10 protein-coding genes are annotated in these 12,095 nt (G+C 73.6%); all 10 read right to left on the reverse strand.

All coding sequences use genetic code 11. The features are described from left to right. Positions 1 to 27: 27 nt before the first annotated feature. Positions 28 to 2,721: a bifunctional acetate--CoA ligase family protein/GNAT family N-acetyltransferase gene (locus tag IF55_RS03335; RefSeq protein WP_030874606.1), complete on the reverse strand. Its 2,694-nt coding sequence runs from the start codon at positions 2,719 to 2,721 to the stop codon at positions 28 to 30. A gap of 158 nt (positions 2,722 to 2,879) precedes the next feature. Then, a complete protein-coding gene (locus IF55_RS03340; RefSeq protein WP_048831483.1) occupies positions 2,880 to 3,725 on the reverse strand; it encodes an HAD family hydrolase in 846 nt (281 codons plus the stop codon). Then, the gene (locus IF55_RS03345) at positions 3,722 to 4,009 is read right to left on the reverse strand and encodes a HypC/HybG/HupF family hydrogenase formation chaperone (protein WP_030874603.1); all 288 of its coding nucleotides are present in this window, start codon (positions 4,007 to 4,009) and stop codon (positions 3,722 to 3,724) included. Before IF55_RS03345 ends, IF55_RS03340 begins: the two co-directional genes overlap by 4 nt. Positions 4,010 to 4,014: 5 nt before the next feature. Beyond that, positions 4,015 to 6,333 carry a carbamoyltransferase HypF gene (gene hypF / locus IF55_RS03350; protein WP_030874601.1) on the reverse strand — a complete coding sequence of 773 codons (2,319 nt, stop codon included), beginning with the start codon at positions 6,331 to 6,333 and terminating at the stop codon, positions 4,015 to 4,017. Between the two features lie 5 nt (positions 6,334 to 6,338). Next, the gene (locus IF55_RS03355; RefSeq protein ID WP_030874599.1) at positions 6,339 to 6,878 is read right to left on the reverse strand and encodes a hydrogenase maturation protease; all 540 of its coding nucleotides are present in this window, start codon (positions 6,876 to 6,878) and stop codon (positions 6,339 to 6,341) included. Between the two features lie 213 nt (positions 6,879 to 7,091). Beyond that, on the reverse strand, positions 7,092 to 8,123 hold the full coding sequence (gene hypE / locus IF55_RS03360) for a hydrogenase expression/formation protein HypE (protein WP_030874597.1): 1,032 nt from the start codon (positions 8,121 to 8,123) through the stop codon (positions 7,092 to 7,094). Further along, a complete protein-coding gene (gene hypD / locus IF55_RS03365) occupies positions 8,120 to 9,229 on the reverse strand; it encodes a hydrogenase formation protein HypD (RefSeq protein ID WP_030874594.1) in 1,110 nt (369 codons plus the stop codon). Before hypD ends, hypE begins: the two co-directional genes overlap by 4 nt. Beyond that, positions 9,229 to 9,924: a CBS domain-containing protein gene (locus IF55_RS03370; protein ID WP_030874592.1), complete on the reverse strand. Its 696-nt coding sequence runs from the start codon at positions 9,922 to 9,924 to the stop codon at positions 9,229 to 9,231. Before IF55_RS03370 ends, hypD begins: the two co-directional genes overlap by 1 nt. Continuing rightward, the gene (locus IF55_RS03375) at positions 9,915 to 11,306 is read right to left on the reverse strand and encodes a Ni/Fe hydrogenase subunit alpha (protein WP_030874590.1); all 1,392 of its coding nucleotides are present in this window, start codon (positions 11,304 to 11,306) and stop codon (positions 9,915 to 9,917) included. Before IF55_RS03375 ends, IF55_RS03370 begins: the two co-directional genes overlap by 10 nt. Next, entirely contained in the window at positions 11,303 to 12,094 is a 792-nt protein-coding gene (locus IF55_RS03380; RefSeq protein WP_030874589.1) for an NADH-quinone oxidoreductase subunit B family protein, read from the reverse strand. Before IF55_RS03380 ends, IF55_RS03375 begins: the two co-directional genes overlap by 4 nt. Position 12,095 lies beyond the last annotated feature (1 nt).

Here is a 12,095-nt window from a genome sequence, read left to right on the forward strand (position 1 = left end):
CATCACAGCCTCCTGGCACGGAGTCGTTCAGCGGGCGCGCAGGCGGCGCAGGTATGGATCCTGGACGGTACGGGGCATCAGCCGGATGCGGACGTCCAGGGGGAGGACCGCGTCCGGACGGGCGAGTACGGGATTGAGGTCGGCCTCGGCGAGCTGCGGAAGATCGCACGCCATACGGGACAGACGCAGCAGCAGTTCTTCGAGTCCTTCGAGGTCCACGGCCCGACCGGTGCGGTGGCCGAACAGCAAGGGCGCGCACCGGGGAGTGGTGATCAGGGCGTGGGCGTCGCGGTCCGTGAGAGGGGCGAGGCGGGCGGCGTGGTCGGCGAGGACCTCGGTGGCGGTGCCGCCGAGCCCGAAGAGGACCAAGGGGCCGAACACCTGGTCCTGGGCGACGCCGGCGACCAGTTCGATGCCGCGGGCGGCCATCGGCTGCACCACCGCTCCCGTCATCACGCCGGAGAAGCGCCCGGCCAGCTCCGTGTACGCGGCGTGGACGGACCGCGGCCCCGCCAGGTCCAAGCGCAGCGCGCCCACTTCGGTCTTGTGCAGCAGACCGGGCCAGTACGCCTTGAGCGCCATCGGGCCGCCGCCGAGCCGTTCGGCCGCGGTCACCGCCGCGTCGGCGTCGGCGGCCCACTCCCAGGGCGACTGTGATATGCCGTAGGCGTCCAGTAGCGCTCCGCACAACTGGGGATCGGCCCAGCCGCCCTCGGGGTTGCGGGTCAGGAAGTCGGCCACGAAGGCGGCGGCCGTCGCGCTGTCGATGCCCGCCAGGACCGGCACGGTGCCCAGCGGTTCCGCGCGCCAGCGGGCGTAGGAGACGGCGTGGGCGAGCGCCCGGGCGGCGGAAGCCGGTTCCGCGTACGCGGGGACGTGGGTGGTGGAGCCCGGGAGCAGCCGCACGGGCACGGCCTGGTCTAGGAGGACCGCGGCGACGGGCCGGTCCCTGGTGCCGGACGGCGGGACGAGGGCCCGCGCCGGATCGTCCCCCGTCGCGGCGGAGAGCGCCGTGGGGACCAGCGCCACGAGTACGGCGTCCACGGCGCCGTGCCGGGCCAGCAGGTCCAGGCAGGAGGCGAGTTGTTTCCCGGAGACGGCGGCGGTGGTGTCCACCGGATTGACGGCACGGGCTCCGGAGGGGAGGGCCCCGAGCAGGTCGGCGATGAGCGGTCCCGGCAACTCCGGGATCGTCAGACCCGCTTCCGCGCAGGCGTCGGCGGCGAGGACGGCCGCGCCGCCCGCGTTGCTGACCACGGCGACGCGCGCACCGGTCGGCAGCGGCTGGGAACGCAGCAGGGCGGCGGTCGCCACGAGGTCACCGACGCTGTCCGTGGCGATGACCCCGGCCTGGTGGAACAGGGCCCGGCGGGTCATGGTCGGGGTGGCGATCGCGGCGGTGTGCGAGGCGGCGGCGCGGCGACCGGCCTCCGAACGGCCCGCGTCCACGGTCAGAACCGGCATCGTGCGGGCCACCCGGCGAGCGGTACGCGAGAAGCCGCGTGGATTGCCGAACGACTCCAGATGCAGCAGCGCCAGGTCGGTGCGGCCGTCGCTCTCCCACCACTGCAGCATGTCGTTGCCGCTCACGTCGTACTTGTCGCCGAGCGAGACGAAGGAGGAGACACCGATGCCGAGCCGGGACAGCGCGCCCAGGAGCGCGATGCCCACCCCGCCGGACTGCACGGCGACCCCGGCCGTGCCCGGCCGGGCCGGCGCCGCGGCGAAGGTCGCGTCGAGCCCTACGGCAGGGTCGGTGTTGGCCAGGCCCAGGCAGTTGGGGCCCACCAGCCGCATCCCGTGGCGGCGGCAGGCGGCCAGCAGCCCAGCGGCCTGGCCGTCGTCGAGCCCTGAGCTGACGGTGAGCAGGGCCCGCACCCCGTGCTTCCCGCACTCCTCGGCGACCTCGGGCACGGCCTCGGCGGGCACGGCCAGCACCGCCAGGTCCGGTGCGTAGGGCAGGTTCTCGACGGAGGGGTGACACGGCATGCCGTCGATGGCCTCGGCGTGCGGGTTGACGGCGGCGAGCCGCCCCGTGAAGCCGTGGGAGCGGACGTTGTTCAGGAGCGCGCGGCCGATGGAGGACGGTGACTGGCCGACACCGATCACCACAGCCGAGGCGGGCCGCAGCAATGGCCCCAAACTGGCGACGTCGGCGGTACGCCCCCGCTCGTCCACCGCGGACAAGTAGGGCTCGTCCTGGGCGAGCTCGATGGTGCAGTGGACTTCGGGTCCGTTGAAGCGCCGGGCCGTGCGCAGCCCCAGGTCGGAGATCACCTTCAGCATCAGGTGGTTCTCGGTCAGGGCATCGGCGGTGAACCTTCGGACGCCGGCGGCGCGGGCGGCGTGCACCAGGTGTTCCAGCAGCAGGGTTCCGACGCCGCGACCGTGCCAGGCGTCGGCGACCGCGAGTCCGATATCCGCCGTCTCCGGGTCCTCGGAGGAACGGTGGAACTCGGCGGTGCCGGTGACCTCGTCGCCCATCAGGGCGAGCAAGGCGACATCGTCCGTTCCGCCGGAGGAACTGATGCGGTCCGCGGCCGCCGCGCCGGGCCCGGGGCCTACGGTGAAGAACCGCAGCCGCAGGTTCTCCGGGGACATGCCGGTGAACAGGCGCAGTACGCGTTCCCGGTCCCCCGGGCGGGCATCCCGCACAGAGACCGTGGTGCCGTCGGACAACAACGCGTACATGCTGTTTCCGGGCCGCTCGGTGCTCGTCATCGCAGCTCCTCCGAGGGGACGGTTCCTGCCGACAGGGTCCATGGCTCCGCGCGGGGCCTCCCAGGGGCCGTACGGGGCCGTTCCGGGCCGTTCGGCCCTGTGCTGAGGAGGCGCTGATCCACTCGTCCGGCCCTGCCCGTGGTCTCAGGGGGCGTACGTCAGGCGGACGGCAGCAGCTCGGTCAGACCGCGCACCACGTGATCGGCGCCCCGCTCGTAGAGTTCGACCGCGTGGTCGGTACGGCCCGCCCGGTCCAGGCCGAACACGGTCCCGAAACCGCCTCGGCGGGCCGCGGTCACCCAAGTGGGCGCGGCGACCACCACGGCGGTGCGCAGCGGCGTGGCCCGCAACCGCCCGGCCGCTTGCCGCAGCGGGGCCGGGTCCGGCCCCGACGAGCGGTGCCAACGCTCGCGGTCGTCGCCGTCCACGACGGTATCGAAGCGGTGCTGTATGCCTGCCGTGGCCAGCAGGGCGCGCGAGCGGTGGGAGGCGGAGACCGCGGCGACGGGCACGGCGTGCCGGCGCATGGCGCCCGCCAGCCGCAGGCTGTCGGGCCAGACGGGCACGCCGTGCCGGCGCAGGTACTCGTCGAAAAGGCGGTCCTCCAGAGCGGTGAGCCTCCGGACGGTGTCACTGTCCTGCGCCCAGATGCCTTCGCCGCCGGGCGGCGGGATGCCGCGTGCGGTGAGGAACGCCTGAACGCCCTCGGCGGGCGTGCGCCCTTGGAAGAACCGGCGGAAGTCGAGGTCCGGGTCGAAGGGCCGGGTGGGGAGCGGGAGGTGCCGGAGTTGCCGGAGGAAGGTGTCGCAGGCGCGTTGCCAGGTCGCGGCGTGGATGCGCGCGGTGTCCGTGATCACGCCCTCGACGCCGATGATCAGTGCGTGGCAGCGGGCGAGCGTCGCGGGACGGGGCTCGGCGTCCATGAGGTCCCCGGCGACTTGGCGGCGAACGGCCGTGCCGTGGGGGAGCGCGGACCGGTCCGGTCGGGGTGAGACGGTGGTCATCGTCCTGCCTCCTCGGAGGGTTTCTCGGCGGGCAGCGGTTCTCCCAGCTCCGCCGCCACGGCGTCCGACATGGCCCGCAGGACGTCGAGCGTGCGGGCCGCCTCGGTCTCGTCGACGGTGGTGATGGCGAAGCCGACGTGCACCACGACGTAGTCGCCCACGGCGGCCTCCGGGGTGCATTCGAGGCAGGCGTCGCGACGGACTCCGCCGAAGTCCACGCGGGCCATGCGCAGTCCGGCGTCCTCGTATGTCTCCAGGACACGGCCGGGTATGCCCAGGCACATCGGTGTCAACCCCCTCCGAGGCGGGCGGCGGCGACCGCCGCCTGGCCGTAGCTGATGCCGCCGTCCCCGACGGGCACGGCGTGGGGCACCATCACCCGCATCCCCTGGGCGCGCAGCAGCCGGGACACGTCCGTCAGCAGGCGGCGGTTGACGAAGCAGCCACCGCCCAGGCAGACGGTGCGCGGCGCACCGTCGGCGACGGCCCGCTCGGCGAGCGCGACGGTCACTTCGGCGATCGTCGTATGGAAGGCGGCGGCCAACACCGGTACGGCCGCGCCGTCGGCGAGTCGCTCCAGCAAGGCGGTCAGGGTCGGCGCCGGGTCGTAGATCCACAGCCCCTCCGCGTGCGCCAACCGCCAGGGGAGGGAGGCGTGGCGGGCCGTACCGGCGGCGTTCTCCAAGGCCGCGGCGGCCTGCCCTTCGTAGGTGATGTGGTCGGCCAGTCCGAGCAGCGCGGCGACGGCGTCGAAGAGACGGCCGGCGCTGGAGGCGCGGGGGCAGTTGAGGCGGCGCCGGACCATGGTGCGGACCGTCGCCGCCTCGCGGGGGTCCAGCCCCTCGGCGAACCGGCGGGCGAGTTCGGGTGACACAGGCGGCGTCCCGAGCGGTTCGAGGCCGTGCAGGTAGCCGAGCGCCATCCGCGTCGGGTGGCGCACCGCGGCGTCGCCGCCGGGCAGCGGCGCCGTGGCGAAGCGGCCGACGCGGCGGTAGCCGGTGTAGTCGGCGATCATGATCTCGCCGCCCCACAGCGTGCGGTCGTCCCCGAAGCCCAGGCCGTCGTAGGCGATGCCCAGGAACGGCCCGCGCAGCCGGTGCTCGGCGGCGCAGGCGGCGACGTGGGCGTGGTGGTGCTGGACCGCGACGCGCCGTTCGGGCGGGAAGAGCCCGGTCGCCCACCGGGTGGACAGATAGCCGGGGTGCAGGTCGTGGGCGACGACCCGCGGCAGCACGCCGGTCAGCGCCAGGAGGTCCGCGTAGCAGCGCTTGAAGGCTTCCAGGGAGCGGGCGTCGGACAGGTCTCCCGTGTGCGGGCCCATCACGGCGCGGTCTTCCTCGGCCACCGCCGCGGTGTGCTTGCTCTGCGCGCCGGCCGCGGCGAGCGGCGTGCGGACCGCCACCGGCATGGGCAACGGGGCGGGGGCGTACCCGCGGGCACGGCGGATGGTCAGCACACGTCCGCGCACGGCCTGTGTCACGGAGTCGTCGTAACGGGCGGCGATGGGACGGTCATGGGTCAGGAAGCCGTCGGCGACCTGGGCCAGGCGTCCGAACGCGTCGGCGTCGCCCGTCGCGATCGGCTCGTCGCAGAGATTCCCGCTGGTGACCACCAGCGGCCGGTCGAGGTCGCGCAGGAGCAGGTGGTGGAGGCCGGTCGTGGGCAGGAAGAGCCCGAGGCGTCCGGTGCCGGGGTGCACGGCCTCGGCGGCCGTCTCGCCGCCATGCCCGGCCGCGACCAGTACCACGGGCCGGGCGGATGAGGTGAGCAGGCGGATCTCGGTCCGGGTGGGCCGGGCGACGCGGCGCGCCCAGGCCAGGTCGGCGACCATCACCGCGAACGGCTTGTGGGGCCGGTGCTTGCGCCGGCGTAGCAGGAGGACGGACGGCTCCCGCCGTGCGTCGCAGACGAGTTGGTAACCGCCCAGACCTTTGACGGCGACGATCCCGCCCGCAGCGATCAGCTCCTCCGCGGCCCGCAGGGCGGCGGGGCCGCCGGCGTACCGGCCGTCCGAATGCCATGCCAGCCGGGGGCCGCAGGCGGGGCAGGCCAGGGGCTCGGCGTGGAAGCGCCGGTCGGACGGGTCACGGTACTCGGCCCCGCACGCCGGACACAGGGGGAAGGCGCGCATCGTGGTGCGGGGACGGTCGTAGGGGAGGCCCGTGATCACGGTGGCGCGTGGGCCGCAGTCGGTGCAGTTGATGAACGGATAGCGGTAGCGGCGGTTTGGCGGGGAGAACGGCTCGGCCAGACAGGCGTCGCAGGTCGCCGCGTCCGGGGGAATCTCGCGGGGCGCCCGTCCCTGGTGGGTTCGGGCGCTGGACCGAACCGTGAAACCGCTGTCCGGCTCGGGAAGTTCGGTGACCCGGGAGGAGATACGGATGTGGCGGACGGCGGACAATGGCGGCCCCTGGGCGCGCAGGGCGGCGGCGAACCGACGCAGCGTCCGGGTGGTCCCGGCGGTTTCGATGACGACGTGGCCGTCGACGTTGCGTACCCAGCCGTCCAGGCTCAGTCCGGAGGCGAGGCGTTGGACGAACGGGCGGAAGCCGACGCCTTGGACCGTGCCGTACACCTCGAAACGCCGTGCCTCCCGGTCGCTCCCCACGGCACTCACCCGCCTGTCGGCCGGGGCCCGCCGCCGCCATGGCGGCCCGCGTTCCGCGCGCGTGCGTCCCGGTGCAGGGTGATCTCGGCTTCCACCGTCTCGGCGAGACGCTCGACGGTCGCGGCGACGGCGGGTGTGAGCCCGGTGCCCAGAGAACTGTCCGCCCCCTCGACGGCGAGGACGAGCAGCTTGCCGGGCAGACGCCCGAGCGCGTCGGACAGTTCGACGGCCTCCCCGAGGCCCAGGCCGTGCGAACTGGTGGCGGCCGGCCGGGTGTAGGGGCCCTCGTGGTCGAAGCGGTGAACACGACCCGGGTGACCGGGGTGGGCATGGGCCGCGTCCACCACGATGGCCAGCTCCGCGCCCTCCCACGCGGACATCAACCGCCCGGTCTCACCGTCGCAGTCGATCAGGGCGACCGAGGGCGGCAGCGGGCGGACCGAGGCCCGCTCGCGCAGCCGTCGCACGAGCGCCGGGCCGATTCCGTCGTCGCGCCGGAACGCGTTGCCGACGCCGATGACCACGACGCGGGGCGTCTGTGACACGGGACTCTCCTGTCCGAGAGACAGCCGACCGGAGCGCCGGGGCCGGGCACCGGCAACCGCCGGAGCACCGGGACACCGGGCCCTTCCCCGTCAGAGTGCGGTCTCGCACCGCCTCCTGGCTTGGGGTCGAACGGCCCTCGCCGGGTGCCGGTCCGCCCCTGCCCGGCCGGAGCCCAAGGGCGGACAGCGAACGCTCCCCGCCCGCTCGGCTCGTCAGCAGATGCGGGGGAGCTGCTCGCCCAGCGGCATGTCGATGACGCGCCGGGAGCCCACGCGGGTGGACAGCTCCACGCGTCCAGGGTGGGCGGCGGTCGTCCGGCCCACGCGCACCGCCGACGCGCCCTCGGGTACGCCGCGCATCGCGCGCAGGGCGTCGTCCGCCCGGGGCTCCGGAACGTAGGCGACCAGACAGCCTTCGTTGGCGACATGCAGCGGGTCCAGGCCGAGCAGGTCGCAGGCGGCGGCCACGGGACCGGGTACGGGCAGGGCCGCCTCGTCGATCTCGGCTCCGGTGCCCGACGCCTCGGCGATCTCGTTGAGGGCGGCGGCCAGACCGCCGCGCGTGGGGTCGCGCAACGTGTGGACGCCGCCGCCCAAGGGCGCGAGAGCGCGTACGAGCCGGTGCAGGGGACAGGAGTCGGAGGCGATGTCGGCATCGAAGCCCAGCCCCTCACGGGTACTGAGTACGGCGGTGCCGTGCAGGCCGATGGGGCCGGAGAGCAGGACCGCGTCGTTTGGCCTGGCCCGCGCCGCCGATGGTTCAAGGCCGGGCAGCCGCCGGCCGATGCCGGTGGTGGTGATGAACAGCCGGTCGGCGGCGCCGCGCCCCACCACCTTGGTGTCCCCGGTGACCACCGGCACCTCCGCGTCGGCCGCCGCCTTGCCCAGCGACTCCATGACGGACCGCAGTTCCGCCAGCGCCATGCCCTCCTCGATGATGAGGGAGACGGCGAGGGCGACGGGTTCGGCGCCGCGCATGGCGAGGTCGTTGACCGTGCCGTGTACGGCGAGGGAGCCGATGTCGCCGCCCGGGAAGAACAGCGGGCTGACGACGAAGCTGTCGGTGCTGACGACCGGCGATTCCAACGGCGGGAGTGTGGCGGCGTCCTCCAGCGGGCCCGGTCGCGCCCCGAGGGCGGGCAGGACGAGCGTCGCCAGCAGTTCGGCGGTCAGCCGGCCGCCCGCGCCGTGCCCGAGCAGCACTCGCTCGGTCTCCTGCCGTGGTGTGGGGCACTGGATGGTCATGGCGGGCTTCCTGTGGGTGTGGCGGTGCGTCCGGCGGCGTGGTAGGCGGCGCAGGTCCCCTCGGCGGAGACCATGGGAGCGCCGAGGGGCGTGCGCGGGGTGCAGCGGGTGCCGTAGGCCGTGCAGTCGGTCGGCTCCCGCGCGCCGGTGAGGATGGCCCCCGCGATGCACCCGCGGTGCTCGGCGGAGCGCAGGCCGCTCACCCCGAAGCGGCGGGCCGCGTCGAAGGCGGCGTACTCCGGCGCGAGTTCGAGTCCGCTCGCGGGGAGCGGGCCGATGCCGCGCCAGGTGCGGTCGGTGATCCGGAACACCTGCTCGACGAGGTGCTGGGCGCGGCGGTTGCCGGCGCGCTGGACGGCGCGCGCGTACTGGTTCACCACCTCGGTGCGGCCTTCCTCCAGTTGCTCGACCGCCATCAGCACGCCTTCCAGGAGGTCGAGCGGCTCGAAGCCGGTGACGACGATGGGGACGCGCCAGCGCGCGGCGATCGGCTCGTACTGCCGCCAGCCCATCACGGCGCACACATGCCCCGCGGCGAGGAAGGCTTGCACCTCACAGTCCGGGTCGGCCAGCAGCGCGGTCATGGCCGGGGGCACGAGGACGTGGCTGACCAGCAGGGAGAAGTTGGCCAGCCCCAGTCGGCGGGCGTGCAGGGCGGCCATGGCGTTGGCGGGCGCGGTGGTCTCGAAGCCGACGGCCAGGAAGACGACCTCTCGCTCCGGCTCGGCCTCGGCGATCCGTACGGCGTCCATCGGGGAGTAGACGACCCGTACGTCCGCGCCACCGGCCCGCAGGGCCAGCAGGTCGGTGCGGGTCCCCGGGACGCGCAGCATGTCCCCGAAGCTGGCGAAGGTCACCTCGGGGCGGGCGGCGATGGCCATGGCCCGGTCCAGGGTCTCCAGGGGTGTCACGCAGACCGGGCAGCCGGGGCCGTGGACCATGCGCATGCCGGCGGGCAGCAACGCGTCGATGCCCTGGCGCACCAGCGTGTGGGTCTGCCCGCCGCAGACCTCCATGACGCGCCATGGACGGGTCGCGGTGCGCCGGAGCCGGTCCAGTACGTGACGCGCCAGTTCGGGGTCCCGGTATTCGTCGAGGTAGCGCATTACGGCCTCGCTGATCCCGGAACCGACCCGTCGTGCCCGCTCACCTCGCAGACGACGTCCACGACGCCCTCCACGGCGCGGCACAGCCGGGCCGCGACCGGTACGAACGAGGTGCTGCGGATGTGCCCGGCGAGGGTGACGACGCCGTCCTTCACGGTGACGTCGACGTTCTGTTCGGGGAAGACCCGGTCGATCACGACCCGACGCGTCTCCTCGGCGATGTCGGCGTCGGTGCGCAGGAACACCTTGAGCAGGTCCCCCCGGCTCACCATGCCCTGCAGCAGCCCTTCGGCATCGGTGACCGGCAGGTGCTTGACCCGCCGTACGGCCATGATGCGGGCGGCCTGGGGGAGTGTGGCATCGGTGGGCACACAGATGGCGGGCGCGGTCATCAGCTCCCTCGCCGTCAGCGCTCCGGCTTTGGCCAGGTCCTCCAGTCGCCGGCGGTGCTCGAAGAGCGACGGGTCGCTGCCGCGGAACTCTTCCTTGGGCAGCAGGTCGGCCTCCGATACGACGCCGACCACCCGGCCCGCGCCCTCCAGCACCGGCAGGGCGCTCACCTTCCACTGCTCCATCGTCTGGACGATCGTCTTGAAAGGGGCATCCTGGCCGACGGCGACGACGGTGTGGGTCATCACGTCGCTCACCGTGTGCAGGCCGTGTTCCTCCGGGCCCTCGGGCTGGGTCACGGGCATGGCGGGCTCCTTCGGACATGGTCGACGGTGAGGTCCAGAAAGTGGGCGGAGCAGGAGATGCACGGATCGTGGTTGCGGATGCCGCGCTCGCACAGGGCGGTCAACTCCGCGTCCGTGTCCTGTTCGCCGGCGTCCAGCCGGTCTTGGACGAGCCGTCGCAGGTCTTCCTCCATCGCGCCCTGGTTCTGGGACGTGGGCGGCACGAGCGTGGCGGCGGTGACGATGCCGTCCGCGTCCAGCGTGTAGCGGTGGTAGAGCAGGCCACGCGGTGCCTCGGTCGCACCGTGTCCGGTGCCGGCGCGCGGACGCACGTCCACGTACGGGCGGTCCGGCGGCTCGTACGCGTCGATGATCCGCAGCGCCTCGTCGATTGCGTACAGCGCCTCGACGGCCCGCACGACGATGCTGCGGAAGGGATTGCGGCAGACGGCGCCGGCCAGGGGGTCGCCCAGGCCGCCCTCGCGTGCCGCCTCCTGGGCGAGCGGAGACAGCCACCGCCCGCTGATCGCAAAGCGGGCCATCGCGCCGGTCAGATAGCGCTCGCCGCCGAGCGTCGCCTGCAGTGCGGTCGAGTACGGGACCTGGTGTTCGGTGGTCTCGTCCGAGAACGCGTACACGGGGAACTGGCGAATCGGGAGCGACGCGGGGGTGCCGGCCGAGACTCCGCAAGATCCGGGGGCGGCCATGACGGTGGGGGTGCCGGAGTCGATCGCGTAGCGGCCGGGTTCGGCGAGCGCCAGCAGAGCGTGATCCAGTCCCGCGTCGGGGAAGTCGAAGCCCGCGACCCAGCGCACGGTCTCCCACGCGTCGTCGCGGGCCCGGCGCAGCCGTTCGGCCAGCGGCTTCAGTTCCCCGCAGGTCGGTGCGCGGTGAAAGCCGCCGAGCCGGACGTTGACGGGGTGGATGGCGCGCCCGCCGAGCTGTTCGAGGATCGCGTTGCCCGCCTGCTTGATGCGCAGCCCCCTCTCGACGTGGGCGCGTTGGGTGCGGGCGAGTTCGACCGCGCCGTCCACGCCGAGGAAATCCGGGGCGTGCAGCAGGTAGATGTGCAGCACCTGGCTCTCGATCCACTCTCCGCAGTACAGCAGCCGCCGCAGCGCCGCCCGTTGTCCGTCGACCGTCACCCCGCAGGCGTCTTCGAGGGCCCGGCAGGCGCTCATCTGGTACGCGACCGGGCAGATGCCGCACACCCGCGCGGTGATGTCGGGCGGCTCGGTGTACGAGCGGCCGCGCAGGAACGCCTCGAAGAACCGCGGCGGTTCGTAAATGCGCAGCTCGGCTCCGCTGACCGTGCCGCCGTCGACCGTCAGGTGCAGCGCTCCCTCCCCCTCGACCCGGGCGAGGGAGCCGACATGCAGGACCCGCGAGCCGCGGTGGGTCATGACGGCGCCCCCTCGACCTCTGCGAAGGACGCGGCGTTGTACGTGCGCAGGGCGCGCCGCACGTCGTCGTCGCTCATGCCGTCCCGCCGCAACAGGGGTATCAGAGCGGGCAGGTTGACCGAGGCGGACGGTCCGAAGCAGCCGTAGCAGCCGCGCCCGTACGCCGGGCAGATCGCGCCGCAACCGGCATGGGTGACCGGTCCCAGACAGGGCGTGCCGTGGGCGACGGTCACGCAGACGGTGCCGCGGCGCTTGCAGGCGAAGCAGACGCTGTGATTCGGCACATCCGGCTTGCGGCCCGCCAGAAAGGCCGTGATCACTTCGAGGAGCTGTCCGCGGTCGATGGGGCAGCCGCGCAACTCGAAGTCGACGGGGACGTGGGCCGATACGGGGGTGGAGGTGGTGAGCGTGGCGATGTAATCCGGCCGCGCGTAGACGGTGGCACGGAATTCCTCGACGTCGGCGAAGTTGCGCAGCGCCTGGATACCGCCCGCCGTGGCGCAGGCGCCGATGGTGACCAGGAACCGCGCAGCGGACCGGATCTCCCGTACTCGTTCGGCGTCGGCGGGCGTGGTGACGGAGCCTTCCACGAGGGCGAGGTCGTACGGGCCGGGGCGCACGGCGCTGGATGCCTCCAGGAAGTGCGAGATGTCCAGCCGCCCGGCCACCGCGAGGAGCTGGTCCTCGCAGTCGAGCAGGGTCAGTTGGCAGCCGTCGCACGAGGCGAGCTTGAAGACGGCGAGCGTCGGGCGGGCGCCGCCGTCGTACGGAACCGGCTGGGGCCTCATG

It is taken from the genome of Streptomyces varsoviensis, from assembly GCF_000718635.1.
Lineage (GTDB): Bacteria > Actinomycetota > Actinomycetes > Streptomycetales > Streptomycetaceae > Streptomyces > Streptomyces varsoviensis.

Coding starts and splice junctions, on each gene's coding strand:
- IF55_RS03335 (WP_030874606.1), bottom strand. CDS start 2,721: ATGACGAGCACCGAGCGGCCCGGAAACAGCATGTACGCGTTGTTGTCC.
- IF55_RS03370 (WP_030874592.1), bottom strand. CDS start 9,924: ATGCCCGTGACCCAGCCCGAGGGCCCGGAGGAACACGGCCTGCACACG.
- IF55_RS03380 (WP_030874589.1), bottom strand. CDS start 12,094: ATGAGGCCCCAGCCGGTTCCGTACGACGGCGGCGCCCGCCCGACGCTC.
- IF55_RS03375 (WP_030874590.1), bottom strand. CDS start 11,306: ATGACCCACCGCGGCTCGCGGGTCCTGCATGTCGGCTCCCTCGCCCGG.
- hypE (WP_030874597.1), bottom strand. CDS start 8,123: ATGACCATCCAGTGCCCCACACCACGGCAGGAGACCGAGCGAGTGCTG.
- IF55_RS03345 (WP_030874603.1), bottom strand. CDS start 4,009: ATGTGCCTGGGCATACCCGGCCGTGTCCTGGAGACATACGAGGACGCC.
- hypD (WP_030874594.1), bottom strand. CDS start 9,229: ATGCGCTACCTCGACGAATACCGGGACCCCGAACTGGCGCGTCACGTA.
- IF55_RS03340 (WP_048831483.1), bottom strand. CDS start 3,725: ATGACCACCGTCTCACCCCGACCGGACCGGTCCGCGCTCCCCCACGGC.